This is a genomic window from Halomonas sp. FeN2, assembly GCF_020595105.1.
GTDB classification, from domain to species: domain Bacteria; phylum Pseudomonadota; class Gammaproteobacteria; order Pseudomonadales; family Halomonadaceae; genus Vreelandella; species Vreelandella neptunia.
This window is the reverse complement of the sequence record NZ_CP074200.1, coordinates 384,527-411,042: the sequence shown is the minus strand read 5'-3', so window position 1 is coordinate 411,042 and position 26,516 is coordinate 384,527. Positions and strand designations below refer to the sequence as shown.

The following is a 26,516-nucleotide window of genomic DNA, read 5'->3' as shown; positions in this document are numbered from 1 at the left end:
TGTCGAATATGACACCCGCTTCATAGGCGCCCCTCCTCAACAGCGTGGCACGCCACACGGGTTCCGTCATCCTGTGTTTGCAGCACGGGAATTTCTTGCTTACAGCGCGCATTGGCATGCGGGCAGCGGCCATGAAACACGCAGCCGCTAGGCAGGTTAACCGGGGTCGGTACTTCGCCGGTGAGACGGATATGCTGGGGCCGGTCATCCTTCAAGCGTGGAATCGCCGAGAGCAGCGCCTGGGTATAGGGGTGGCGGGGCTTCTCGAACAGTGTCGCGGTGGTGGCAACTTCACACACCGTGCCTAAGTACATCACCGCTACACGGGTGCCAAAATGCTCCACGACGGCTAGGTCGTGGGTAATGAACAGGTAGGTCAGATTGCGCTCTTGCTGTGCTTCCATCAGCAGGTTGAGTACCTGGGCTTGAATCGAGACATCCAGCGCAGAAATAGGCTCATCGGCAACGATAAACTCAGGGTCGACGGCCAAAGCGCGGGCAATGGCGATACGCTGACGCTGACCGCCTGAGAATTCGTGACCAAAGCGCTTGCCCCAGTCGGGGTCGATGCCCACCGAACGCATTACCTCTTCAACTTTTTGGAGAATCTGCGGCCGTTTCCAGTCAGGGTGGTGCAGGCGTAGCGGCTCTTCAAGTGTTTGCTGAATGGTCATGCGTGGGTTGAGCGACGCATAAGGGTTCTGGAAAATCATCTGCATCCGCTTGCGATACGGCAGCAGTTGGCGCGAGCTTAAGTTATCGATGCGCTTGCCGTCGTAGCGAATTTCACCCTCTGTTGGGGTCAGTAGCCCCATGACGGTACGCGCCACTGTGGACTTACCGCAGCCGGACTCGCCAACCACGCACAGGGCTTCGCCGCGCTTGATATCCAGATTCACACCATTAATGGCATGCACGTGCTCTTGGTGGCGAACCAGCTTGCCGCCCTTGAAGCGCAGCTGATCGAGGAAATCTCCAGAGAGCGAGAAGCGTTTTTTCAAGTCGCGAATCTGCAGCAGCGAATCAGCGCTCTCTTCGTTCTGACGGGGAGTAGAATTATGGCTTTCCGTTATGGCCTCAGCGTGCGCACTCATGAGGTTTCCTCCTTCAAACGGCGATCTTCGAGCATTTCAGCCACCATATGACACGCCACACGGCAGTTGCCGGATTCGACAAATTCAGGCACCTGCTGCGTACAGGCCGGGCGGGGCTGGCCATCGGCACGATTGATAAAATCGCAGCGCGGATGAAACGCGCAGCCGCTGGGCAGGTTAGAGAGTGACGGCATGCTGCCGCGAATCTGATTGAGCTTTTCACCCGGCGTTGCCATCTGCGGCAGGGCGTTGATCAACCCCTGGGTGTAAGGATGCTGCGGGTCGTTGATAATCTCCCGCGTTGGCCCTTGCTCAATGACTCGGCCAGCGTACATGACCAGCATGCGCTGGGTGACCTGGCTGACCACGCCCAGGTCGTGGGTGATCAGAATAAGCCCCACATTGTGCTGCTCGCAGAGGTCAAGCAGCAGCGCCATGATCTCGGCCTGAATGGTCACATCAAGCGCCGTAGTGGGCTCATCGGCAATGATAATATCCGGGTCGAGGAGCAGCGCAATGGCGATAATAATCCGCTGGCGCATACCGCCTGAAAGCTCGTGAGGGTACTGATCCAGACGCGTTTCAGGTGAAGGGATTTGCACCTGCTGGAGTTTGTCCAGGGCGATCGCACGAGCCTCTTTGGAGGAGATACGCCGGTGCGCTTTTAAGCACTCGACCATCTGCTCGCCAATGGAGAGCACCGGGTTCAGCGTCATCATTGGGTCTTGGAAGATCATCGAGACGCGGTTGCCACGTACCTTACGCAGGCCGCGCTCAGACATGCGGTTAAGCACCTGACCGTCAAACGTCACCGTGCCGCCGGCGATAAAGCCCGGTTTGGCAATCAAGTTGAGCAGCGAAAACGCGGCAACCGATTTGCCTGCGCCGGACTCACCGACAATACCCAGGCGCTCACCGCGCTCAAGGCTGAAACAGATATCGCGCAGGGCGTGTACTTCGCCCTGGCGCAGCGCAAAGCGTACATCGAGGTTGTTGACTTCAAGTAGTGCCATGGTGTCCTCAGCCTTTATAGAGTCGTGGGTTCATGACATCACGCAGCCAATCGCCGAGTAGATTGATCGACAGCACCAGCACCACCAGAACTGCGCCCGGGATCAAGGTGATCCACCAGGAGCCGGACTGGATGTAGTCAAAGCCCGATTTGATCAGTGAGCCAAGCGAGGGGTGGGTCTCTGGCATCCCCAGGCCCAGAAACGACAGCGCCGCTTCAGAGATAATCGCGTTGGCAATCTGCACGGTAGAGATAACGAAGATTGGAGACATGGTGTTAGGCAGCACGTGGCGGAACATAATCCGTTTGCTGCGTAGGCCCATCACGCGGGCGGCGTCAACGTACTCTTTGTTTTTTTCTGCCAGCACTGAGGCGCGCACGGTACGGGCATACTGGGGCCATTCGGCCAGGCCGATAATCAGGATCAGCATCATTACCGCGTACTGGCTATAGAAAGCGCTGCCCATGGTCGCTTTGACCAAAGCGCCCACCACGATAGCGACCATTAGTGTCGAGAAGGAGAGCTGAATGTCTGCCAGGCGCATCAATATCGTATCGACACGACCGCCCAGGTAGCCCGCCATTAGGCCAAAGGTGACCCCTATCAGCGCCTGTAAAATAACCGCACCGAAACCAATCAGCAGCGAGACACGGGTGCCATATAGCACAACTGACCACAAATCGCGCCCCTGGGCGTCGGTGCCCAAGGCGAAACGGTCATCGGCGCCATCAATCCAGAAGGGCGGCAGTTCAGATGACATAATGTCGATTTGAGAGAGGTCGTAAGGGTTCGTGGGCGCCAGCAGCGGTGAGGCAAAGGCAGCGATGACCATGCAAATAAACACGGCCAAGCAGAGCTGGGCGGTATAATCGCGTTTGAAGCTGTACCACATGTAGGAGTCGCGCAGACGTTCCCAGCGGCTGGGTGAAGCGCTCGCTTGGGTGGAATTGTTGGTGGTGCTCATGCGGGCTTCCCAGTCAGTTTAACGGTGGGGTTCACCAGACCGTAGATCAGATCCACAATCGTATTGGTGACCACAAAAATAACGCCGACAATCATCAGGTAGGTCACAATCAGCGGAATATCGGCGCGGTTTATAGCATCCAAAAACATCAAGCCCATGCCAGGCCATTGGAAAACGGTCTCGGTCAAAATGGTGTAGGCCACCATGGTGCCGATCTGCACGCCCCCCACGGTAATAACGGGCAGCATGGTGTTTTTGAGCGCGTGAACGAAATAAACCCGGCGCATAGAGATCCCTTTCGCGCGGGCATACTTCACGTACTCCGATTGCATGACTTCCATCATTTCGGCACGAATCAGGCGGATAAACAGCGGTAGCATAATCGAGGCCAATGAGACCGCCGGTAATACGAGATGCTGTAAACCGTTCCAAGTCGCCAGGTTGGTATCCCAGTGACCCACCACGTTAACGAGGTCATAGCCACGGCCGAAGGAAGGCATATTGCCTTCGGTGGAGAAGAAGTCGTTTAGCCATGCGCCCCAGCCGGTACTTTCTGGGAACAGCGTGACGGTGACGCCGATGGCGAAGATTTGAATCAGTACGATCGCGGTCAAGAACACCGGAATCGAAATGCCGACAATCGACACACCCATAAAAAGGCGTGAAATCGGTGAGCGCGGTTTGATGGCGCTATAGACCCCAATGGGGACTGAAAACAGCACAATAATCAGCGTCGCGGCAAATACCAGCTCCAGGGTGGCGGGTAAATGGCGAGCAATTACTTCTAACGCCGGTTCGCGATAAAAGTAGGAGTAGCCGAAATCGCCTTGAACGGCGTTTTTAGCAAAACGAACGTACTGCACCAGGAAGGGGTCATTGAGGCCTAAACGCTCGCGAATTGCTTCACGCTCGCTTTCCGGCACTGACTGGCCAACCATCTGCTGTACGGGGTCACCCAGGTTATCCTGAATGGCGAAGGCCAGCACGCTGATGACAAACATCACCAAAATTGCGTGCATCAGCCGCTTGATTAAAAAGGCAATCATGGCGTACGCCACCTATGTGAAGGGTTCATCAAAGGAAGTGGGGGCATGTTATGCAGAGTTCTCTCAGCCTAGAACCGCCATACAAAAGGCTTCGCCCCCTAAACGCTTAGGGAGCGAAGCATCCTTGCGGTTAATGCATAAGTGACTCTTTTGATTTAATGCAAGGCACTTAATCAGCGGTGTTAATGCTTAGTCATCGCTGCGATTAATCACTAAGTCACCCAGGTAGGGGAAGTCAATAGCGTTGACTATTGGCTCTGCTTCAACGCCGTCTGCCGCGGCATAAGCCAGGTTCTGCCAATGCAACATGATAAAACCAGTGTCTTCATAGAGCATCGCTTCGGCTTCACGCAGCATTTCATTGCGCTTTTCTAGGTCGGTTTCGCTATCCGCTTCGGTTACCAGTGCGTCGATCTCTTCGTTGCAGTAGCCACCGTAGTTGTACTGGCCAGCACCCGTCTCTTCATCAAAGCAGAAGGTTAGATACTGGAAGAAGTTAGCGGTATCTTCGGTATCCGCGTGCCAGCCGATCATCGCCATATCGGACTGGCGGGTATCGTATTCCGGCCAGTACTGCGCCAGGGGCATGGTACGCAGGTCAACGTCAATATTGATTTGCGCCAGCATGTTGGCGACCGCTTGGGCGATCTGGGCATCGTTAACGTAACGGTTATTAGGGGCAATCATTTCAACACTGAAGCCGTCTTCGTAGCCCGCCTCGGCCATTAGCTCTTTGGCGCGCTCAATGTCGTAGCGCGGCGTTAAGTCCGGGTTATGGCCTGAGTAACCCTCAGGTGAGAATTGCCCCGCTGGGTTAGCAAATCCACGCATTAAACGGTCGGCAATGGCTTCCTGATTAATCGCTAAATCAACCGCTTGGCGAACGCGGGCATCCTGGAAGGCTTCAACGCGATCTTCGTTCATCTGGAAGCCAATGATACGCGTGCCGTCAATCTCTATGAGATTAACGCCATCTGCTTCACTTACGCGATCCAAGTCATTGGGTGGTACGGCATCAATAAAATCGACGCCGCCGGAGAGCAGAGCAGCTACTCGTGAAGCGTTTTCAGCGATGGGCGTCAGCACGATGTCGGTAACGTTGCCTTCGCTTTCAGTATCCCAGTAATCTTCAAAGCGTTTGAAGTCAACGCGTACGCCTTGGCGGCGGTCGGTGACGATAAACGGGCCAGTACCGGAAACATTGCGCGAAGCATAGGAGTTGCCAGCTTTGACGATTTCAGCTTTGTCGCTGCCTTCGTCGGTTTCGCCGCTATAGAATTTGCTATCCATCGGGAAGATGTAGGTAGCTAGGTTGAGTAGCAGCGGGTAAGGTTCGCTGGTGACGATCTCAACGGTGTAGTCGTCAACGGCTTCGGCGCTGGCCACTGGCTCAAAAATAGCGCGATAGTCAGGGCTCTCTTTCAGACGCTCAATGGTCCAAACCACATCTTCGGCGGTGAATTCGTTGCCGGAGTGGAAGGTAACGCCTTCGCGCAAGGTCATGCGCATGGTGGTTTCGTCGACCTGTTCCCACTCGGTGGCTAAGCGCGGTTCAAACTCAAAATCTTTTGTCCAGCGTACCAGCGGGTCAAACGCTAGGTGAGAGAAGCGCAGCATGCCGCCAGAAAGCTGCTCATGGATATCGAGGGTTTCAGGGTCGGCAGCATAGCCAATGCGTAGCGTTTCAGCGCTTGCGGCCATCGGCAGTAACGTTGTACCCGCAAACACTGCACCAATAACGGAAGCCAGTAAGGTTTTTTTGAGCGTCATTATCGTTCCCTTAGGTCATTGTTTATTGTTCGTTTTACCGCCGCTTTCTTGGCTAGAAGCAGCCTTCCCGCCAGGAAAGCGTCAGTAAAACAGACACGGTCAGTTGGTAAGCCTATTTACAACACAAGCGTACAACCTAGGCTTACAACATAGAGAGTGCCTATCGCGTCATACAATCGAAATAATGACAGGCATCATTCGTCTACTGAATGATGTGGCTAATAGCGGTATGCTCAAGGCTCCTCTTAAGACGAAAGTAGTAAGCCAAAAGCGACACATAATCGGACGGAAAATCTTATGTGGGAAAAAATTGGGATAGCATTAATGGGGTTTTGGCTACCTATCAATGGTTTTGCCACTGAGCCTATGGGGCAAAGTACCCTTGATCAAGGTGGCTCTGAGCGTGTAGCGCCTGAAATAGCAGGGTCTTTGGATGATGAGCTGCGGGAGTGGTTTATTTTAAGTCATGGTAATGACTCAAGTGCCTCCTTCGTAGAGCTAGGCGACGATATCAATATTGATATCACTGGTTCTGTTGACAACGAAACGTGGGAAGGCGAGGAGGCGCTCTCTATTAGCCTGACCGTGAACGAAGGGCAGTTGATCAATGCAGTGGTTATTTACTCAATAGGAAGTGCTATTTCTCCGCCGTTATTCACCTCTGAAGGCGGAGACGTGGCAGTAACGCTAACTCAATATGAGCGTTCCAGCCAAACGGTTCACGTGGCAGGGAAAATAGAGGGGGTACTGCTACTACAAGTCGAGCTAGGTGAACCGCCAAGCCAGGAAGAGGGCATTGAGATCGACGTAGCGTTCGATGTAGAGGCGCAAAAAGTAGAGTTCTAGGCATCCAGGTCGACGTTTGCCGACCTGGTGAAAAGACCTCAGTGGCTGTCTACCCCCAGCAAAAGCGCTTAACCGAACTGCTGATGCAGCCAGGCATTAATTGTATCAGATTCGTACATCCACTCTTCACGCCCATCGTCGTGGATGATTTTCAAGCAGGGCACTTTGACTTTGCCGCCCCCTTCCAATAGCGCCTGCTTATGCGCAGGATCAAGTTGAGCATCACGTACCTCAATGTTTAAACCCAGTCGCGCTATCTCTTTGCGCACCTTGATGCAGAAAGGGCAGGTGCGAAATTGGTACAGCGCAAGGTTCTGGCACGCCTGATCCACCTTGGCTTGCTCTTCAGGCGTTCGCTCTACTGACTTAGGTGTAGAGAGTTTCTCGGAAATCAGCATGACCGGGGCGAGCACCACGCGTAGACCACGAAAGAAATAGCGAATCAGAATGCGCATCGAAAGGCTCCTATGCTGAGATGTTGGCTTACATCAGCGTGACGAGTGGGAAGAAAGAGAGAGTCATCATTGATAAACAGTGGCCGCATCCTGCAACAACTCAAGGGATTTGTCACTTGAGTGGTGCTTTGTCAGCGTTTATGGCGATGAATAGATGAGCAAATTGCCTCAACATGCTAGGCTATTTGGCTATTTTTACGCCATTTTTTGGCTTTTAGTGAATTGGATTACGGGCGATTAACGGGGCGAGAGCCATGCATCTGCATATTATGGGTATCTGCGGCACCTTTATGGGTAGCCTGGCACTGCTGGCGCGTGAGATGGGGCACCAGGTGAGCGGCTCCGACCAGAATGTTTACCCACCTATGAGCACCCAGTTGGTTGATGCGGGAATCACCTTGATGGAGGGCTACCACGCCGAGCATCTGTCGTCTGTATCGGGGCCTGTGCCGGATCTTGTCGTGGTGGGCAATGCCTTGTCACGGGGCAATGAAGAAGTTGAAGCGTTACTCAATAGCGGCCTGCCGTATACCTCGGGAGCGCAGTGGTTGGCAGAGCACGTGCTGCCCGGCCGACGCGTTATTGCCGTGGCGGGTACCCACGGTAAAACCACCACCGCCAGCGTATTAGCCTGGCTCTTAGAGAGTGCCGGTTTAGCGCCGGGTTTTTTGATTGGCGGCGTGCCACGTAATTTTGGCGTGTCGGCGCGTTTAGGTGATCCACAGGCGCCGTTTGTCGTGGAAGCTGATGAGTATGACACGGCGTTCTTCGATAAACGTTCCAAGTTCGTGCACTACCGTCCGCATATTGCCATCCTCAACAACCTTGAATTTGACCACGCCGATATCTTCCCCGACTTGGCAGCCATTGAGCGCCAGTTCCATCATCTGGTGCGCACCGTGCCTGGCCATGGGCACTTATTAGTTGCTGATGAGCAGCCCGCCCTTGAGCGCGTGCTGAATCAGGGTGCCTGGACGCCGGTGGCGCATTTTGGCGGCCAGGCCGCGAGCGAATGGCAGCTTGTACTAGAGCGCGCTGACGCCAGCCGCTTCCAGGTAATTTATAGCGGTGGCGAGCCTGTTCCGGGTAACGATGGCCAGGAAGAAGATGGCGTCGTTGAGTGGCCGCTAACTGGCGAGCACAACGCGCGCAATGCCCTGGCAGCGCTGGCGGCGGCGCATTTGTGTGGGGTTGATCTAGCCCGTTGCTGTGCTGCGCTGGCGCGTTTTGAAACCCCCAGGAGACGCCAGGAAGTGCGTGGCGAGATTAATGGCATTCAGGTAATCGATGATTTCGCCCACCATCCCACAGCGATTGCCGCGACGCTCAAAGGGCTACGCGCAGCAACCACTAAAGGGCGCCTGCTGGCGGTCATTGAGCCGCGCTCAAACACCATGCGCTTAGGCGCGCTGCGCGAACGGTTACTTGAGAGCGTGGCTGACGCTGATGGCGTGTTTTGGTTTCAGCCTGCCGGGCTTGACTGGTCGATGGACGAGCTGGTTGCCACGCAAGGGGCGCATGCCCAGCTGTTTAGCGATATTGATACGCTCGTGGCAGCAGTGGTCACTCAAGCGTCACCGTTGGATCGCATTGTGGTGATGTCCAACGGTGGCTTTGAGGGCGTGCATGAACGCTTGCTCGCCGCATTAGCCGCCGCCAAGGAGGGGGAGACGTGACAGATAGAACCGACCCATCGTTCAAAAAGCCGATTACCGTGGCCCTCACCGGCGCATCCGGGGCTCAATACGGGTTACGCCTGATCGATGTATTAGTCGCCGCAGGTCATGAAGTGTGGGTCATGATTTCGAAAGCCGCGCACATGGTAATCGCCACGGAAACCGATATTGAGCTGCCCGCACAGCCCCAGCGCTTAGTCGAGGCGCTGAGTGAGCGCAGTGGGGCGCAGCCCGGTCAGATTCGCTGCTTTGGCCGCGAAGACTGGATGGCGCCGGTGGCTTCAGGCTCTGGAGCACCGTCTGCAATGGTGGTTTGCCCGTGTTCAACGGGGACGCTTTCGGCCGTTGCCACGGGCGCCAGCAACAACCTGATTGAACGGGCGGCAGATGTGGCGATTAAAGAGCGACGAACGCTAGTGCTGGTGCCGCGAGAAAGCCCGTTTTCACCGATCCACTTGGAGCACATGCTGACATTGAGCCGCTTGGGCGTGGTTATCTTACCGGCAGCCCCAGGGTTTTATCACTGCCCGCAAAGTATTGATGATCTGATTGATTTTATTGTGGCACGCATCCTCAACCAGTTGGGCATTGAGCATTCGCTGGTGCCTCGCTGGGGAGAGGTCGAAGATAAGGATGAGTGATCTATGATGTCGTGGGCCACGCTGTCGGTTTTTGTGCCGACGTTTCTGTTTGTTTCGCTGACGCCTGGTATGTGCATGACCCTTGCCATGGTGCTGGGGATGACCCAAGGCGTTAAGCGCACGCTGTGGATGATGGTGGGCGAGCTGCTGGGTGTTGGCTTAGTGGCTGCCGCCGCTGGGGCTGGGGTGGCCGCATTGATGCTGCGTCAGCCAGAGCTGTTTGTGCTGTTTAAGTGGGTGGGCGGCGCTTACCTGGGTTATTTAGGCATTATGATGTGGCGCTCCCGTGGGCGCATGGCAATTCCCAGCGAGCTGGATGCAGGCCCACCCGCAAGCCCTCTGCAGTTGGCCATGCAAGGGGTTGTTACCGCGGTGGCAAACCCAAAAGGGTGGGCCTTTTTTATGGTGCTGCTGCCGCCGTTTTTGGATAGTAGCCGCCCGTTACCGGGGCAGCTCAGTCTGCTGATCGCGGTCATTTTGACTATTGAGTTCGCTAGCATGCTGGTCTACGCCACCGGCGGTAAAACGCTACGCAATGTGCTCGGTAAAAGCGGCAATGTGCGGCTACTGAATCGCATTGCCGGAACATTGATGATCGGGGTAGGCCTATGGCTTGCCTTTGGGTAAAGGGTTTTGATTTTAAACTAAACCGGTGGCAAGAAACCGACGCGAGCGCTGATAAGCGCTAGCGATGCCACGCTGAGCAGAAGCCACGGGCAAGGGCGCATCGGCGGGCGAGACTGCTGCTGCCAATGAAGTAGCGTGAGCGCGCAAACGACCAAGCCGAGTAGCGCCCCTCCCACCAGGTCACTGAACCAGTGCACGCCCACCACAAGTCTTGATAGCGCCATGGGTAGCGCAAGCGCTAGCGCTACCCAGTACACCCAAAAGCGTTTTTGCCGGGGCATCTCGGCCGCGACGAACGCTGCTGTAAGGCCCACGAGCACCACCGCGGTTGAGGTGTGGGCACTGGGGTAGGAGAACGAGCCCATCAAATAGTCCGGCGTCTCTGGGCGCGCACGACCAAACAGCCCTTTGCCTGCTATGTTCAGCAGGGCGACGCTGGCAAAAGCGCCACACCAGTGCAGCAAAGCCTCCCATCTCTTACTCACCAGCATCCATGCTGCCCAAGGCAGCGTTAAAGCGATAATGCCCAGGGTGTCGCCAATGCGTGCAAAAATATTACCCGCTAGGTATAAAACATCACTTTGCAGCCAGGTGAAAAGTTGCTGTACGAACAGATCCATCTCAAGCGGTTCATGTTGGGCGATGACCAGTAGTGTCCAACCCGACAGGCTGCCTAGCGCTATGACCAGTAGCAGCAGTGAAGCCAAGGGGACATCGCCGGTTTGGCTCATGGCGAGCCATGGCCTCCGAAGCAGCGGTACACGGCGAATGCTCCCAGCAATCGCCCGGTAAAGTCGGCCATGTCTCGTCGCCTGGTGCCGGCCCCATGAGAAAATCACGGCGAGCACGACAACAATCGCCGCAAGTATGAGTAATGCAGTCTCTAAACCCGGCGGTAGATTTAAATGGTGTTGCCAAGTTCGCCCCAGCAAGTAGCCGGGCAGTACATAGGCCGGTGCCCATAGCGCCGCAGAGGTCAGGTTGGCCCAAACAAACGTCCGTGGTGGCATATGCATCATGCCTGCTACCAGCGGAATAATCGGCCGCACCGGGCCGACAAAGCGGCCGATAAACACCGACCATATACCATAGCGCTCAAAGAACCGCGCCCCACGGCCTAACCATTCGGGATGCTGCGACAACGGCCATCGCTGCGTGACCTGTTCACGATGCCTAAAGCCTAACGAAAAACTGATCCCGTCGCCTAAAACAGCGCCTATAAACCCAGCGCCGACTAGCCACGCCAGGCCGATATCCTGGTGCCCTGCAAGAGACGCAGCAGTCGTGATTAACACCACTCCTGGCACCAGCAATCCTACCAGGGCGAGTGATTCGACTAATGAAATCACCAGCACCATGCAGATGATAAGCGGCGGTGATGGCGTTAAAGATTGAAGCATATCGGCTAGTGGCACAGTGTACTCCAGCGTCAGAAAGGAGAAATTAAAAAAGTTATGCTAGACGTTGGCGAGAGCCGCGCCGCGTGCTTCCAGGCGCTTTACATAGTGCTCGAAGTACTCTGTGCGGCTGGGTAAGCAGGCCGCTATGCGTGCTTCCAATTGGCCGGTTTCTACTAATACACGCTGTGAGAGCGCTCGTTGCAAGCGCTCGCGTACTAGTAGGGCTCCGCTTTCACTAGTGTCAGGTAGAACAAGCCAAAAAGTGGCGCTGTCTGCGCGCCCAAGCACGTCATGATCGCGACAACGGCTATTTACTTCGCCGCAAAGCGCCCCCAGCAGTGCTGATTGCGCACGATGGCCAAACTGCTCTTCCGCCATATCCAACTGCGGCAAATGCAGTACCAGAACCGCGAGTTGCTGATTGAGCATGGCGGCGCGCTGGAACTCGCTGTGTAAGCGCTCTTTTAGCGTATCAATGTGGTAGGCATTGCAGTCGCTGTCATTGGGGTCCGTTGCACGCAGGAGCGCCCTGCGACGGGCGTGCTCCCAGCGGGGGAGAGCGAGCAGCAGCGTCAAGACAGCATAGCCAACGATTATGGCCGGTGGCGCAGAGGCGACCGAGGGAAGTATCCACCACAGTGGCCCAACGGCGATATTGATCAGTAACGCGGCCCATAGCGGTAGCAGTAAAAAAGCAGCGGTAATCGGCAGCCCTAGCCAAATAAGCGATACCTGAGGCTGGTAGTAGAAAGCGCCCAGCACTACCGAGTAGGTAGCGCAAAGTAGAATAATGCGTGGTAAGTAGCTTTTCACCCCTTGCCCGATATGCATTAACAGGGCCGACATAAGCAGCAGGGTCATAAAGGTGGGGATCAGTAGGTCGCGGTAATTTCCCATGGCATACAGCCATAGCGCGTAGCCTGCCATCAGTGGGATGCTGGCGGTATAAGCGAGCGTCATCAACCGCTTGAGAATGTGATGCTCGGTCATATTGTCTCCCGCACTCGCTCCGCCGGTAGCTTACTAATCTCACACACCGAAAGCGTTGCCGGTTCGATATCAATTAGTTCAAGGTGTTCGCTAGTAATATTGTCGGGTAAATTGGCGAGTAGTCGGCTGCGTCGTTGCGAGGCCTCTTTGGGAGAGCGGGCGAGAATCAACGTCACCAGCGTTGTGCTGCTTAAGCGGTAAACGTTTTCAAAATCATAGGTAAGCTCGCACAGTTTTTGAGCCATTGGCCACAGCTGGTGGCGTTTTACATGCAGAATAAACAGCTCTGCATGTACGCCTTCGCGCTCACAGCGCGTTTGTTCTCGGCTTATATCACGCAGCAGTTGCTCGCCGGGCCACAGGTTAAGGCCTGGAATTAACCGCAGGCGTTGGCGAATGGAGCCGTTCATATCGATAAGCTGCTGTGCTCTGGATAACGCAAGCAGGCCGAGTACTAGTAGAGAACACATCAGCAGGAGAAATGCTGGCCCGTCCAGCAGAGGCGCTACCATTACAGCACTAATCAGCCCAGCGCTGAGATTGAAAGCAGCTACCCAATTATTTTGTGGCAGCATCAGCATGGCAGCCCAAGCCCAGATTAAAATGCCGTGCCGTTCTGGGGCCGCGGCAATTAAACCCAGTAGCAGTGCGCCAGGCACGATTTGCCACGGTAATCCGCGTGAATGGCGGTGGCTAAAATCAAGCATTAGCGCGGTGATAAATAACCAGCCGATTGAGAGCCACAGCACTAGGGCCGCAGCGGGGGGGGTGGCAGGTGTCCATAATGCCAGGGCTACGGCAGCGGCTAGAAGATTGGCACGTAGCAGGCGGATTTTGTACTTGCTTTGCATGGTGACTTACTATTCGTCCTGAATAACCAGATGTATCTCATCAAGTAAAGTAATTGTAGGATAATAAATGTACACGACACACATTAGTGCCTTAATCGTCCTCAGTATAACGGCGAAATGACGTAATATAAGCAAAACGTATAAAACGGCTACACTCGGCAAATTGAAAAGTTAAAGCACCCTTCCGCACGGAGACACTATGAGCGCTTCTACACCGTTCCAAGACGAGGCCCAACAGCACTTATCTGACGGGAATGTGCCCGCCTATATGCAGGCCTTGGGGCAGGCGGCGCGGCGTGCAGCCAGCGAGCTGCGGCGGGCGGATACAGGGTTGAAAAACCGTGCGTTGATGGCGATGGCTCATCGCCTGACCGAAGCGCGAGGCCAAATACTAGATGCCAACGCTGATGATCTGCAGCGCGGCCGCCAGAACGGTTTGGAGAGTGCCCTGCTAGACCGCTTAGCCCTAAATGATGCGCGTATCGACGCCATGATTGAAGGACTGCAGCAGGTAGCGGGCCTGCCCGATCCGGTGGGTGAAATTGGCGATATGCGCTATCGGCCTAGCGGTATCCAAGTGGGCAAAATGCGCGTGCCACTGGGGGTTATTGGGATTATTTACGAGTCGCGCCCGAATGTAACCCTGGAAGCCGCAAGTCTATGTTTAAAATCGGGCAACGCCTGTATTTTGCGTGGCGGGTCGGAAGCGAGTCAGTCAAATGCCGCGATTAGCGCCTGTATCCAAGCCGGTTTAGCTGATGTAGGGCTGCCTGCCGGTAGCGTGCAGGTAGTGGCTACCACCGATCGCTCGGCGGTGGGAGAGCTGATCAGCATGCCGGAATATGTCGATGTGATTATTCCGCGCGGTGGAAAGTCGCTGATTGAGCGTATCAGTCGCGAGGCCCGCGTACCGGTTATCAAGCATCTCGACGGTGTCTGTCATGTGTATATCGATACCACCGCCGATCCCGCCAAAGCACTAGCCATTGCTGTCAATGCAAAGACCCATCGCTACGGCACCTGCAATACCATGGAAACGCTGCTGATTGATGCGCCGATTGCTGATTTGCTACTGCCAGAGTTAGCCCGCGCTTATGCCGAACATGAGGTCGAACTGCGTGGCTGCCAGCGCACACAGGCGCTGTTGCCCCAGGCCGGAGCAGCAGACGAAGCAGATTGGTATGCCGAGTATTTGGCCCCCGTGCTGGCAATCAAAGTGGTCGATGGTATCGATGAAGCGATTACCCACATCGAGCAGTACGGCTCTCACCATACTGATGCGATAGTGACCCAGGATTATTCACTTGCTCGTCGCTTTATGGCGGAGGTCGACTCCAGCTCGGTGATTGTCAATGCCTCGACCCGCTTTGCCGATGGATTTGAGTACGGGCTGGGCGCTGAGATTGGTATTTCCACTGACAAGCTTCACGCCCGTGGGCCGGTGGGGCTAGAAGGCCTAACCACGCAGAAATATGTAGTATTCGGTGACGGTCAGGTGCGTGAATAGGGTGGTGAGATGAGTCAAGCGGAACAACGCATCGGCATGCTAGGCGGTACCTTTGACCCTGTTCATCTGGGCCATTTGCGCAGCGCGGTGGAGCTGCATGAGGCGCTGTCGCTTGATCGGCTGCATATGATACCCGCCCAACAGCCACCGTTACGTGGTCGGCCCCAGGTTTCTGCGCAGCAGCGTTTTGAACTGTTAGCTGCGGGGATTGGTGATACCCCCGGGCTGGTTGCTGATGCCCGCGAGCTGCGCCGTGAAGGCCCCTCTTACAGCGCCGACACGCTGGCGGAGCTGCGTGCCGAGGTCGGCGACCAGGCGCGTCTGGTGATGGCAATTGGTTTTGATGCGTTTCTTCGGCTCACCCAATGGCATCAGCCAGAGCGCTTGTTCGAGCTTGCCCATTTAGTGGTGATTGCAAGGCCGGGCTATAACGATCCGCTGCCGTCATCATTAATGGAACTGGTAGAGCATCGTAGAGTCGATAGCGTAGAGACATTGATGCAGCGGCCCTTTGGGGGCTATCTTTCGCTGGCATTGCCATCGCTAATGGCGATCTCAGCAACGTACGTTCGTGAGTGTTTAGAAGCGGGGAAAAGCGTGCGTTATTTGCTGCCAGACCCCGTTGAGCGAGCCATTGAGCAGGACAGTCTTTATCGACAGCGCGAATAGCGCTGGCAGTCATCAAAGAAGCCGTTACAATGGCCGGCTTTATTGACCGATTAACCAATAAGGTTGTCTTTAGGAGTCATGCACATCGATACATTGAAAAATCTAGCAGTTGACGCGCTAGAAGAACTGAAAGCACGTGACATTACGCAGTTGGATGTTGCCAAATTAACCGAGGTTACCGACCTCATGCTCATTGCCAGCGGCACTTCGACCCGCCATGTTGCTGCGCTGGCGCAAAACGTCGTGGAAAAAGCCAAGGCCGCAGGGCTTGGGCCGCTGGGCGTTGAAGGTGGCGATAACGCAGACTGGGTGCTGGTCGACCTGGGCGATGTTGTTGTCCACGTGATGATGCCTGAGGCACGTACCCTGTATGACTTAGAGCGACTGTGGGCCGATCTGCCGAGTGATTCGGGCGCTATTGGCGAGTCCCTTGAGCGCTTTCAAGAGCGAGCTGGCATGTCATGAGGATCCGGCTGTTAGCGGTGGGAAGCAAAATGCCTGGGTGGGTAGAAGAGGGCGTCGACACTTACCGCAAGCGGCTACCGAGAGATTTTAATCTCGAGATAGAAGAAATTGCCCTCGGCCAGCGTGGCAAAAATGCAGATATCGCGAAAGCGCGCGCTCAGGAAGCCCAGCGTATTCGCGATAAGCTGCGTGGCGACGAATACGTGGTAGCCCTTGAAGTTAAAGGTAAAGCTTGGACCACCGAACAGCTGGCACAAGAGGCTGACGCATGGCGCATGGCAGGGCGCGATATTGTCTTGCTTGTTGGTGGGCCGGATGGCCTCGAGCCCTCGCTGTCTGCGATGGCTGATAAAAAGTGGTCGATCTCCCCGTTGACGCTGCCTCACCCCCTGGTACGGATTATGCTGGCCGAGCAGCTCTACCGTGCCTGGACACTATTGGTAGGTCACCCTTATCACCGCTGAAGGCTAACTGAGATGGTGAGCGATCACTGTTATCGCCTGCTGCGTCTTTTTGTTTGATTTGATTGCCTGATTTGAGAGTCATCGTTGCCATGCTCAAGCGCCCCAACACGCTAAAAAACTCCGAGCAAGAACTGCGTATTTTTCGTGTTAGAGCGCTTCTAGCGGTGTTAGTGGTTTTTACGCTTGCGGGCTTGCTAACGAGTCGCTTGGTTTATTTACAGATCGTCCAGCATGATATGTATAGCACGCGCTCCGAAAATAACCGCGTTCGCGTCGAGCCGCTGCCGCCGAACCGCGGTTTGATCTATGACCGCAACGGCGTACTACTGGCTGAAAACCGTCCAACCTACAATCTCACGCTGGTTCGCGAGCGTGTCGATAACCTAGATGAAACCCTGGCGCTATTGGTCGACCTGCTTGAACTGCCTGAAGAGGAGATCGAAGCGTTCAATGTGCGTTCACGCCAACGCCAGCGTCCTTTCCAGCCAGCCCTCCTTACCAGTGACTTAAGCGAAGCGCAAATTGCCCGTTTGGCGGTTAATCGTCATCGTCTGCCTGGAGTTGAAATAGAGGCTCAGCCGCTGCGCTACTACCCCGATGCCGAAATCATGGCCCACACACTGGGCTACGTCGGGCGTATTAACGCCGAAGAGATGGAAACGCTGGATGCGGGTCGCTACGCGGGAACTCATTTTATCGGTAAGACGGGGGTTGAGCGTTTTTATGAAGAGGAACTGCACGGTCAGGCAGGCTTACGCAAAGTTGAAACAAACGCTCGCGGTCGAGTCTTGCGAGAGCTTGGACGAACCGATCCAGTGCCTGGTAAGAACCTAACCCTAACCCTGGATAAGTCGCTGCAAACACTGGCCTACGAATTGCTGGATGGCCGTCGCGGCTCCATTGTGGCTATCGTGCCGGGCACTGGCGAGATCCTCGCCATGGTATCGACACCGGGTTTTGACAGTAACCAGTTTGTGACCGGTATTGACGTTGCTTCTTATCGCGATTTGCAGCAAGACCTTGACCTGCCCCTGTTTAACCGTGCAACTCGCGGCCACTATCCTCCCGGCTCTACGATTAAGCCGTTTCTGGCGCTCGCGGGTTTGGTGGAAGGGGTAATCACGCCAGACAGCACCATCAATGACCCCGGTTACTACCAGCTGCCTAATGATTCCCGTCGCTACCGCAACTGGTTACGGTGGGGACATGGGCGTGTCGATATGGAGCGCTCGCTGGCCGTTTCCAATAACACTTACTACTACACCTTGGCACATGATTTAGGCATCGATAATTTGCATGAGCAAATGAGTAATTTTGGTTTTGGTCAGCGCGTAGCCCATGACGTTCAGGGAGAGAGTAGTGCTTTAATGCCTTCGCGAGATTGGAAGCGTGGCCGCTTCAATCAACCCTGGTACCCCGGTGAAACCCTCTCGGTGGGGATTGGGCAAGGCTATTGGCAGGTAACGCCTCTCCAGCTTGCCAGCGCTACGGCAACGCTGGCCAATCGGGGCCACTGGGTGAAACCAAGGCTGGCCCGCCAGATTGGCGATACTCCGGTGCCACGCGATCTACCGGATACGTTAGATGACATTGAGCTCGCCAATGATAGCTGGTGGGATCGCGTATTCAGTGGCATGGAAAAGGTGATTAGTGGCACAGAAGGCACTGCCCGGCGAACCGGGGTTGGCCTTGAGTACCGGATGGGCGGTAAATCTGGCACCGCACAAGTATTCTCGCTGGGGCAGGATCAGCGTTACAACGCCGATGAGCTGGCTGAGCGACTGCGTGACCATGCGCTGTTTATGGCCTTTGCACCACTGGACGACCCCCAGATCGCCGTTTCGGTTATTGTTGAAAATGCCGGTGGTGGCAGTACTCACGCCGCCCACTTGGCCCGTGCAATGACCGATGCCTGGTTACTTGAGGATGAGGCCCCCGATGTAGAAGAAGTGCGTGAAGTGTTGGAAGAAGATGATGCCAATGTGGAGGGGAACTAAGCCATGCCTTGGCATTATATAGCCCGTTCGATGCGTGGCCATCCTGTGCGACCGCCTGAGAGTGGTATCGCCCGCCGTAAAAGTATTTGGGAGCGAATCCATCTCGATCCATGGCTACTGGGTTTGCTATTGCTGCTCATGGGGAGTGGTTTGATCGTTCTTTACAGTGCCTCTGGACAATCCATTGATGCAGTGATTGCCCAGAGCGTGCGCTTTCTTATCGCCCTGGTAGGAATGGTGATTATTGCCCAGTTTTCGCCATCGACCTTTTTGCGCTTTGCGCCCTTGGCCTATGGCATTGGCGTTGCCATGCTGATTGCCGTCGATGTGGTGGGCGATGTGGGCATGGGGGCCAAACGCTGGCTAGTGATTCCTGGCGTGATACGTTTTCAGCCATCGGAAATGATGAAGTTAGCAGCCCCGCTAATGGTTGCTGCCTATCTGAATCGCTGTGAACTACCGCCACGCCTGCGCGATATTGTCGTGTGCGGGGTCATTATTGGCGTACCTGTGGTGCTAACCGCGATTCAACCTGATTTAGGGACTTCGTTATTGGTCTCTAGTGCAGCCCTGATTGTAGTGCTGCTGGCGGGCTTGTCATGGCGTTTAATCGGCTTTATTGCCGCCCTGGGGGCTGCGGGTGTGCCGCTACTCTGGATGAATATGCATAATTACCAGCGTCAGCGGGTATTGACGTTTCTAAACCCTGAAAGCGATCCCCTGGGGTCAGGCTGGAATATTATTCAGTCGACCACCGCCATCGGGAGTGGTGGGTTATGGGGCAAAGGATGGCTGCAGGGTACCCAGTCCCAGCTAGAGTTTTTACCTGAGCGGCATACCGATTTTATTATCGCCGTTCTGGGAGAAGAGTTTGGCTTGGTGGGTATGCTGGTACTGTTGTTCCTGTATCTATTGATTGTCAGCCGGGGTTTGTGGATGGCAAGCTCCGCGCAAGATACCTTTGGACGCTTGGTAGCGGGCAGCATCATCTTAACGTTTTTTATCTACGTATTTGTCAATATGGGCATGGTGAGCGGCATTTTGCCCGTGGTGGGGGTTCCGCTGCCGTTGGTCAGTTTTGGCGGTACCTCAAGCGTGACCTTGTTAGCGGGTTTCGGTATTCTCATGTCGATACATGCGCATCGTCGGTTGCTGTCGCGCTAGCGACGCTGCCTGCTTCAAACGCTATTGTTGCTCAGTAATGGAAAGCTCAGGCATGGATGATTCTGGAATGAATAGCTCAAGAGTGGAGAGCCAATGAACAAGGTTCAAGGGAAGACGAGCAGCTATGTATTGGCCGCGCTGATGTGCTGGGTGGCCTCCGCAGCGTTTGCTGACCAGCCTTCTCAGCAGTCTCAGTTTGAGGCTCCTCGCCACTTTGCTCCCCAGCAAAATGCTGACAGCCAAGCGCTGATGGAAGAGTTGGTGGAGCAAGGGTTGCCGCAAGAATGGCTGGAAGAAGCGCTGGGGCAGGCGAGCTTTACCCAAAACGTATTAGATGCCATGGAGGGTGCTGCTGAGCGGCGCCTGAAGTGGTACGAATATCGTGCTATTTTTCTGACCCAGCAGCGCATTGAAGAGGGCGTGGAGTTTATCGATGCTCATGCCGACGCCTTGGCGCGAGCGGAAAGCACCTATGGTGTGCCTGCTGAAATCATTACCGCTATTATTGGCGTTGAAACCTATTATGGTCGCCATAAAGGACAGCATCGCGTGCTGGATTCGCTAGCTACGTTGGCGTTTCATCATCCAGCAAGAGGGGCTTTTTTTCGTGGTGAGCTAGCGGCCTTTTTAAGGATCGCCTACGAGCAGAAGGTTGACCCTACCGAACTACGCGGCTCTTACGCGGGCGCCATGGGCTACCCGCAATTTATTCCCACCAGTTATCAAGCCTATGCCGTGGATTTTGATGGCGATGGGCGGCGTGATCTTTGGGAGAACCCGGTTGATGCGATTGGCAGCGTCGCTAATTACTTTGCTGAGCATAACTGGAAGCCGGACGCTGATATCTACCACCACGCCAGTGGGCCAGACGTAATGCCGGTAGAGTTACTCCAGGAACTCTCATTTAATCAAACCTCACCTCCCGAGGTGAGCATTGCTCAATTGGCCGCTCATGGGCTTGAGCCCAGCGAGCCACTTGATGATAATTTGCCAGTGGTGCCGTTAGCGCTTGAGTTCGCCGATGGTGAGACCCGCTACCGGTTTGGCGAGTATAATTTTTACGTGATTACCCGCTACAACCATAGTCACCTCTATGCCATGGCCGTAGCCGAGTTGGCAGAAGCGATTGCTGAGCTACACGAGGATAAGGGATGAAGAGCAAATTGAGGACTAGCCAGCGGGCGGTTGGCGCGATTGTCTTATTGGCGCTGGGCAGCGGCTGTGCCAGCAATGGCACCCAGCGGGTAGATGCTTCCGGCTCTGCGAATCAATCGGCGGCTCCTGCTTCAACGTCGGCCAGCACTAGTGATGGCCGCTATGCCATGAGTGGTGATGCCTATCCACTCGAGCCGCCGGATGTTACCAAGGTGCCTGATGCAGAGCCCCGCATCGAGCAGCCTTCCAGAGCAGGCAACCGCTCTACCTATGAAGTGTGGGGGAAAACCTATCACGTGCTGCCTGAGGCAACGGGTTATGAGAAGCGCGGTACTGCCTCCTGGTACGGTGAAAAATTCCATGGCTACGCGACCTCAAACGGTGAAATCTATGACATGTATAAAATGTCGGCGGCGCATCGGTCGTTGCCTCTACCCACCTTTGCGCGCGTTACAAGCCTGGATAACGGGCGATCAGTCATTGTCCGCGTGAACGATCGCGGCCCCTTCCACAGTGACCGTGAGATTGATCTCTCCTACGCGGCAGCCGCCCGGCTAGGCTTCCTCGACAATGGTACCGGTTCCGTGAAAGTGGAAGCGATCAACCCCGAACAGTGGCTAGCCGAGCGGGGCAGAGGTGGTAGCGCTCCCACGCAGGCAAGGGGGCCGGAGGCTCCGCGAGGTGAATCAAACGCTTCACCTGCGCCTGTTCAGCCAGTGGCCTCTGCGATGCCAGCGTCTGCACCCCCGTCACAAGCACCAGCGGCGCAGTCACCATCAGGCCAAGAGGAAAAAGGTGACGCCGTGTATTTACAGATAGCGGCGTTAGGTAATCCGGAAGGCGCCCAGCAGTTACAGCAGCGTTTAGAGGGCGAACAGCCCCACGCGGTGCGGATTATGAACGACGCTGACGTTTATCGTGTTCAAGTGGGGCCTATCGCTCCGAGCCAAGAACCTCAAGCGCGAGAAACACTGCGCCAAGCAGGGTTCCCCCAGGTCTTTGTTGTGCGATAATTCACCTTCTGTTTATTTACTGTGGCGCGTCTTACGCGCCGCCGTTTTTTTAAAATAAGCTTTTCAAGTAAGCTTTCAAGTAAGTGAGACTGACGTTATGAACGTGTTTACATCCATTGGTCGCTCTGCACGCCTGTGCCTCTTTGCTGCCATGGCGACAGTTGCTGTGCCTGCCATTGCCCAGTCAACTCCTCAACCGGTAATTCCGCAGCCGCAAACCATTATCCCTTCAGCCCCTCAGTTAGCGGCTAGTTCTTGGATTCTGATGGATGCTAACAGTGGCCGTATCCTGGCCGAGCATAATTCCGATGAACGTCTGCCTCCGGCGAGTTTGACTAAGCTAATGACCGCCTACTTGGTTGAGCGTGAGCTAAATCGTGGCACCATTAACCTCACTGATATGGTTAATATTAGCGAGAACGCCTGGCGTACCGGCGGATCGAAAATGTTTATCGAGGTAGGTGATCAGGTTTCGGTGGATAACCTGCTTCATGGAATTATTATTGTTTCGGGTAATGATGCCAGTGTCGCTATGGCGGAGCATTTAGCCGGTGGTGAAGTGCCCTTTGCGGATCTTATGAACCAGCATGCCACTCGGTTGGGCATGGATAACACCAATTTTCAGAACGCTACAGGTCTGCCGGCTGAAAATCATTACTCAACGGCCCATGATCTTGCACGTTTATCCCAACATATTATTAACGATTACCCCGACCACTACGAGATCTACTCTCAGCGCACTTTCTCTTATGGCGGTATTGACCAGCCCAATCGTAATCGTTTGTTGTGGCGCGATCCGTCTGTAGATGGGCTGAAAACCGGCTGGACAACAGAAGCTGGCTTTTGCCTGGTATCATCAGCTAAGCGTGACGATATGCGCTTGATCTCCGTGGTAATGGGTACTAACTCTGACGAGGCGCGGGCTCAGGAAACTCAAAAGCTGCTTAGCTACGGTTTCCGCTTTTTCGAAACCATGAAGCTCTATGAGCGTGGTGCTGTATTGGCAACACCGCGGGTTTGGGGTGGCGATATCAATGAGCTGCGTGTTGGTGTAGATGAAGAGGTCTTTATGACCCTGCCCCGCAACCGCAACGAAGAGCTGCGCGCGCGTCTCAACCTAAACTCAGACCTACAGGCGCCGATTGCCATTGGCGATGAGGTTGGCACGCTGGAAGTTCATTTGGGTGACGAAGTGGTCGGTGAACGTCGCCTAGTGGCATTGGAAAACATTGAAGAAGGCGGCCTTTTCAAGCGTCTGTTTGATCAGGTGCAACGCTTCTTTAGTAATTTGCTGAGTAGTTTTACTGACTAGCCTTTGGGTAAGCTGAGGCGGTTGATTTTGTATCTGTAACGATGGGTTTGCTATGAAAAAAGGTGCTCCACAGGGACTGCGCGATTTACGCCAACCGGCGGCTCAAGAGCCACCTAAAATTACTTTCCCGTGTGATTACTCGTTAAAAGTCGTCGGCGATGCGGCCGAAGATTTTCCTGCCTGTGTGTGTCAGGTGATCGTGCGTCATGACCCTGACTTCGATGCCACGGCAATGCAGGTGGTCGATAGTCGCAATGGCCGTTTTCAATCGGTACGGGTGGTGATTAGAGCTACCGGAGAGCAGCATATTAAAGAGCTGTTTGAGGATCTCAAGGCCACTGGCCGTGTGCATATGGTGGTGTGACCGTGGATAACGCCGTGCCAATTGAGTTGCACGACTTGGGGCACCAAGCCTACCTGCCCGTTTGGGAGGCTATGCGTACGCTGACCGATACCCGGGATGCGCAAACCCCAGATCAGTTTTGGTTGGTCGAGCATGATCCCGTGTTTACCCAAGGTCAGGCCGGCAAACCTGAACATCTGCTGCTGCCTGGCGACATTCCGGTGGTGCACGTTGATAGAGGGGGGCAGGTCACTTATCACGGTCCGGGGCAGGTGGTGCTGTATCCACTTTTGGATGTGCGGCGAAGTAAAATTGGCGTGCGCGATTTAGTCACGGCGTTGGAAAACGCCGTGATTGACGTTTTGGGCAGCTATGGTGTGAGCGCCCGAGCAAGGCCTGATGCCCCCGGAGTTTATGTGATGACTGAAGCGGGTGAGGCTAAGATTGCCTCACTGGGTCTGCGTATTCGGCGAGGAGCAAGCTTTCACGGCGTGGCGTTAAATGTAGACGGTGACTTATCGCCTTTTTTGCGTATTAATCCCTGCGGCTATGCGGGCATGCCCATGTTGAAGCTGGCTGACTTGGTAGCGTTGCCAAGCGATCATCGAGTAGGTGAGCAACTGGCTGAGGCGTTGGCTACACGGTTAAATCGCGAATTGGTCAGTGTTGATCGATCACCACTGTAAAAATTCGCCAGCGTTTTTTTAAAACGTTTCAAAATGGGGCTTACAACCAGCTCAATAGCATTAAGCCCCATATCGCCCTAGGTTAAGGCCTATCCAACGTTGAGAGCTGGAATGATATCTGGGTTTGCTTCTTGTTCCTGACCGGGGACTGCAGCAGGGGAGGCGAGCCCCAGATTGTTTTTTTCAAACACGCGATCAGCGCGGTAACTAGAACGCACTAGCGGGCCAGAAGGCACTTCCATAAAGCCTTTTTCCAGGCCAATTACCCGGTAGCGTTCAAACTCTTCAGGTGTTACCCAGCGCTCCACTGACAGGTGGTTTTTGGTTGGACGCAAATATTGGCCAAGCGTGACGATATCGACGCCGATCTCACGTAAATCATCAAACGTCTGTAAAATCTCTTCGTCGGTTTCACCCAAGCCCAGCATCAGGCTGGTTTTGGTGATGATGTCAGGCCGGTAGCGCTTGGCATGGGCGAGCACATCGAGGGTTTTGCGGTAACCTGCCCGGCGATCACGCACCCGGCTTGTCAGCCGTTCCACTGTTTCGACATTCTGGGCAAATACCTGCAAACCAGAATCGACGACCCGTTCGATAGCGGCAAGTTCTCCGTCAAAGTCGGGCGTCAAGGCTTCCACGACCACTTCTGGCGTGCGAGCTTTGATCGCGCGAATGCAGTTGGCGTAGTGGGTTGCACCACCATCGTCGAGGTCATCACGATCGACTGACGTCAGCACGATATAACGCAGCCCCATGAGCTCTACGGACTTGGCTGTGTTTTCGGGCTCTTCGTGGTCTAGCCAGCCTTGAGGGTTGCCGGTATCGACCGCGCAGAATCGACAGGCGCGGGTACATACCGAGCCCATCAGCATGATAGTGGCAGTGCCGTTGCTCCAGCATTCACCCATATTGGGGCAGTGGGATTCGGCACAAACGGTACTTAACCGATGGGTGGCGACGTTTTTCTTGACCGCCTCAAAGCGCTCGCCCCCTGGGATCTGTGCCCTTAGCCACTTGGGTTTTCGCTCTAGCTCAACAGAAGGGGCCTCTGCCTGCGCTTTGCGCTGCTTCATGCCATCCTTGATCACCGACATGCCATGTTCGTTACGGTATTTTTCACCGCTGGACACGCGCTGCGAGGGGTTATTGCTCATAGGGACAGAGCCTCTCTTCTGTGCGGTAGGCCGGAGGCATTGCCGGGTGTTGACCCTTCCAAAGCCTGCCAGTTGAAACCTAATTAATACGAAGTACGCTCGATATTTTATCGCGCTAATGACTACTAATGTAACATATCTCGCTGTTAACAAGACACCGTAAACCGTTACTCGCCTTCAGGCTCATAGTATCGGTAAACAGGCTACACCGTGGCTAGGCAAAGGGCTGGAGGGAGCCTGGAAGTGGCGGCGGTAATCGGGTAAGTGCTCACGAATGAAGCTCAAAAATAGCTCGGCGACCGGGGTGGGTAAGCGCTCCCGCGTATAGACCGTGCACCAAGAGCGGTGGATGGGGAAGTCGGGCAGCCCCAGCTCAAAAAGTAACCCCTGCTCAAGCTCCAGCTGTACCGCCAAACGCGGAAGTACAGCAACTCCCAAATGGGCCATTACCCCACCTTTAATTGCCTCGTTGGTGCCTAATTCAATGCAGTGGGGGAGGGCAACCTGTTGATTGGCCGCCATCTGTTCAAAGGCATTACGCACGCCGGAGCCGGGCTCTCGCATCAGTACATAGTGGCGAGCGAAGTCTGCTAGCGAGGGTTGCGGCATCGAAAGCAGAGGATGTTCGGGCCAGACAACCGCGATCAGTTCATTATCAATAATCGGCATCACGACCAAGCGATCATCTTCAGGAACCATAGCCATAATGACGATATCGTCCTGTTGCTCCGTGAGTCGCTCGAGTGCTTGACGGCGGTTGCACACCTTTAAGCGGACGTGTACCTCAGGGTAGTGAGCACGGAATCGGGCAAGTAAATAAGGTACAACGTATTGGGCGGAGGAAACTGCTGCGATATTAAGTTTTCCGCTAATTTTGCCGTTAATATCCGATAGATTCATTTCCAGCCGGGAAAGCTGGCCAAAAATTTCGCGCGTCGAGTGGGCAAGGGTGTCGGCAGAGGGAAGCGAGTACAGCGTCTTACCCGCGTAATTAAACAGTGGCTGACCCAGTGCCAACTCAAGCTGGCGTATTTGCGCGCTGACTGCTGGCTGGGTCAGTCCCAGTTGTTCAGCGGCACGGGAGTAGGAGCGCTGCCGATGCACCGCCTGGAAGACCTGGAGTTGCCGAAATGTTAGGCGATTAAGCAGATTGAGGGATGACATGAAAACCTCGTAGTGAGCACCCTTTAATTAATATCAAAATCAGGCTTCAT

Annotated in this window: 26 protein-coding genes; 15 read left to right on the top strand and 11 right to left on the bottom strand. The window is 54.9% G+C overall.

What is annotated here, in order from left to right; all coding sequences use genetic code 11:
* Nucleotides 1-20 precede the first annotated feature (20 nt).
* The 5 genes from KF947_RS01930 to KF947_RS01910 form a co-directional block, all read right to left on the bottom strand.
* A complete protein-coding gene (locus KF947_RS01930) occupies nt 21-1,094 on the bottom strand; it encodes an ABC transporter ATP-binding protein (protein ID WP_133732339.1) in 1,074 nt (357 codons plus the stop codon).
* A complete protein-coding gene (locus KF947_RS01925; protein WP_009287009.1) occupies nt 1,091-2,107 on the bottom strand; it encodes an ABC transporter ATP-binding protein in 1,017 nt (338 codons plus the stop codon). Before KF947_RS01925 ends, KF947_RS01930 begins: the two co-directional genes overlap by 4 nt.
* A 7-nt stretch (nt 2,108-2,114) precedes the next feature.
* Nucleotides 2,115-3,071 (bottom strand): ABC transporter permease, encoded by a 957-nt coding sequence (locus tag KF947_RS01920; RefSeq protein WP_133732340.1) that lies wholly within the window; start codon nt 3,069-3,071, stop codon nt 2,115-2,117.
* Nucleotides 3,068-4,117, bottom strand: coding sequence for an ABC transporter permease (locus tag KF947_RS01915; RefSeq protein WP_022523147.1), 1,050 nt, complete (start codon nt 4,115-4,117; stop codon nt 3,068-3,070). Before KF947_RS01915 ends, KF947_RS01920 begins: the two co-directional genes overlap by 4 nt.
* A 189-nt stretch (nt 4,118-4,306) precedes the next feature.
* Nucleotides 4,307-5,887, bottom strand: coding sequence for an ABC transporter substrate-binding protein (locus KF947_RS01910; protein WP_133732341.1), 1,581 nt, complete (start codon nt 5,885-5,887; stop codon nt 4,307-4,309).
* Nucleotides 5,888-6,184: 297 nt separating this feature from the next.
* Between KF947_RS01910 and KF947_RS01905 the strand changes: the two genes are divergently transcribed.
* Entirely contained in the window at nt 6,185-6,733 is a 549-nt protein-coding gene (locus tag KF947_RS01905; RefSeq protein WP_133732342.1) for a hypothetical protein, read from the top strand.
* Between the two features lie 68 nt (nt 6,734-6,801).
* Here KF947_RS01905 and KF947_RS01900 read toward each other — a convergent pair whose 3' ends face one another.
* Nucleotides 6,802-7,188: a glutaredoxin family protein gene (locus tag KF947_RS01900; protein WP_133732343.1), complete on the bottom strand. Its 387-nt coding sequence runs from the start codon at nt 7,186-7,188 to the stop codon at nt 6,802-6,804.
* 254 nt (nt 7,189-7,442) lie between these two features.
* Here KF947_RS01900 and mpl point away from each other — a divergent pair, with 254 nt between their 5' ends.
* Genes mpl through KF947_RS01885 form a run of 3 tightly spaced genes read left to right on the top strand, consistent with a single transcriptional unit; the run spans nt 7,443 to nt 10,132 of the window.
* Nucleotides 7,443-8,864, top strand: a complete 1,422-nt coding sequence (mpl, locus tag KF947_RS01895; RefSeq protein ID WP_227405287.1) for a UDP-N-acetylmuramate:L-alanyl-gamma-D-glutamyl-meso-diaminopimelate ligase — start codon at nt 7,443-7,445, stop codon at nt 8,862-8,864.
* Complete coding sequence (locus tag KF947_RS01890) at nt 8,861-9,505, top strand: flavin prenyltransferase UbiX (protein WP_133732345.1); 645 nt, start codon at nt 8,861-8,863, stop codon at nt 9,503-9,505. Before mpl ends, KF947_RS01890 begins: the two co-directional genes overlap by 4 nt.
* 3 nt (nt 9,506-9,508) lie before the next feature.
* The gene (locus KF947_RS01885; RefSeq protein WP_227405286.1) at nt 9,509-10,132 is read left to right on the top strand and encodes a LysE family translocator; all 624 of its coding nucleotides are present in this window, start codon (nt 9,509-9,511) and stop codon (nt 10,130-10,132) included.
* 17 nt (nt 10,133-10,149) lie between these two features.
* On the opposite strand, the gene KF947_RS01880 is transcribed toward KF947_RS01885, so the two are convergent.
* The 3 genes from KF947_RS01880 to KF947_RS01870 are packed head-to-tail and all read right to left on the bottom strand — an operon-like array spanning nt 10,150 to nt 13,373.
* A complete protein-coding gene (locus KF947_RS01880) occupies nt 10,150-11,547 on the bottom strand; it encodes a bifunctional DedA family/phosphatase PAP2 family protein (RefSeq protein WP_227405285.1) in 1,398 nt (465 codons plus the stop codon).
* A 42-nt stretch (nt 11,548-11,589) separates the two neighbouring features.
* Nucleotides 11,590-12,522: a diguanylate cyclase domain-containing protein gene (locus KF947_RS01875; protein ID WP_227405284.1), complete on the bottom strand. Its 933-nt coding sequence runs from the start codon at nt 12,520-12,522 to the stop codon at nt 11,590-11,592.
* Nucleotides 12,519-13,373, bottom strand: coding sequence for a hypothetical protein (locus tag KF947_RS01870; protein WP_133732348.1), 855 nt, complete (start codon nt 13,371-13,373; stop codon nt 12,519-12,521). The genes KF947_RS01875 and KF947_RS01870 overlap by 4 nt, the downstream gene beginning before the upstream one ends.
* A 199-nt stretch (nt 13,374-13,572) precedes the next feature.
* Here KF947_RS01870 and KF947_RS01865 point away from each other — a divergent pair, with 199 nt between their 5' ends.
* From KF947_RS01865 to lipB, 11 genes are all read left to right on the top strand, one after another.
* Nucleotides 13,573-14,880, top strand: a complete 1,308-nt coding sequence (locus tag KF947_RS01865; RefSeq protein ID WP_133732349.1) for a glutamate-5-semialdehyde dehydrogenase — start codon at nt 13,573-13,575, stop codon at nt 14,878-14,880.
* Between the two features lie 9 nt (nt 14,881-14,889).
* Complete coding sequence (nadD, locus tag KF947_RS01860; RefSeq protein WP_133732350.1) at nt 14,890-15,549, top strand: nicotinate-nucleotide adenylyltransferase; 660 nt, start codon at nt 14,890-14,892, stop codon at nt 15,547-15,549.
* A gap of 78 nt (nt 15,550-15,627) precedes the next feature.
* A complete protein-coding gene (gene rsfS, locus KF947_RS01855; RefSeq protein WP_007112938.1) occupies nt 15,628-16,014 on the top strand; it encodes a ribosome silencing factor in 387 nt (128 codons plus the stop codon).
* Nucleotides 16,011-16,478 (top strand): 23S rRNA (pseudouridine(1915)-N(3))-methyltransferase RlmH, encoded by a 468-nt coding sequence (gene rlmH / locus KF947_RS01850; RefSeq protein WP_133732351.1) that lies wholly within the window; start codon nt 16,011-16,013, stop codon nt 16,476-16,478. The genes rsfS and rlmH overlap by 4 nt, the downstream gene beginning before the upstream one ends.
* A gap of 89 nt (nt 16,479-16,567) precedes the next feature.
* Entirely contained in the window at nt 16,568-18,475 is a 1,908-nt protein-coding gene (mrdA, locus tag KF947_RS01845; RefSeq protein WP_227405283.1) for a penicillin-binding protein 2, read from the top strand.
* 3 nt (nt 18,476-18,478) lie between these two features.
* Nucleotides 18,479-19,639: a rod shape-determining protein RodA gene (gene rodA, locus KF947_RS01840; RefSeq protein WP_133732353.1), complete on the top strand. Its 1,161-nt coding sequence runs from the start codon at nt 18,479-18,481 to the stop codon at nt 19,637-19,639.
* Nucleotides 19,640-19,732: 93 nt separating this feature from the next.
* A complete protein-coding gene (gene mltB, locus KF947_RS01835) occupies nt 19,733-20,794 on the top strand; it encodes a lytic murein transglycosylase B (RefSeq protein ID WP_227405282.1) in 1,062 nt (353 codons plus the stop codon).
* A complete protein-coding gene (locus KF947_RS01830; RefSeq protein ID WP_227405281.1) occupies nt 20,791-21,807 on the top strand; it encodes a septal ring lytic transglycosylase RlpA family protein in 1,017 nt (338 codons plus the stop codon). The genes mltB and KF947_RS01830 overlap by 4 nt, the downstream gene beginning before the upstream one ends.
* Nucleotides 21,808-21,904: 97 nt before the next feature.
* Nucleotides 21,905-23,119, top strand: coding sequence for a D-alanyl-D-alanine carboxypeptidase family protein (locus KF947_RS01825; RefSeq protein WP_227405280.1), 1,215 nt, complete (start codon nt 21,905-21,907; stop codon nt 23,117-23,119).
* A gap of 52 nt (nt 23,120-23,171) precedes the next feature.
* Nucleotides 23,172-23,483 (top strand): YbeD family protein, encoded by a 312-nt coding sequence (locus KF947_RS01820; RefSeq protein ID WP_133732357.1) that lies wholly within the window; start codon nt 23,172-23,174, stop codon nt 23,481-23,483.
* Between the two features lie 2 nt (nt 23,484-23,485).
* Entirely contained in the window at nt 23,486-24,148 is a 663-nt protein-coding gene (gene lipB / locus KF947_RS01815; protein ID WP_133732358.1) for a lipoyl(octanoyl) transferase LipB, read from the top strand.
* Between the two features lie 89 nt (nt 24,149-24,237).
* Here lipB and lipA read toward each other — a convergent pair whose 3' ends face one another.
* The gene (gene lipA, locus KF947_RS01810; RefSeq protein ID WP_133732359.1) at nt 24,238-25,302 is read right to left on the bottom strand and encodes a lipoyl synthase; all 1,065 of its coding nucleotides are present in this window, start codon (nt 25,300-25,302) and stop codon (nt 24,238-24,240) included.
* 183 nt (nt 25,303-25,485) lie between these two features.
* Nucleotides 25,486-26,466 (bottom strand): LysR family transcriptional regulator, encoded by a 981-nt coding sequence (locus KF947_RS01805; RefSeq protein WP_227405279.1) that lies wholly within the window; start codon nt 26,464-26,466, stop codon nt 25,486-25,488.
* Nucleotides 26,467-26,516 lie beyond the last annotated feature (50 nt).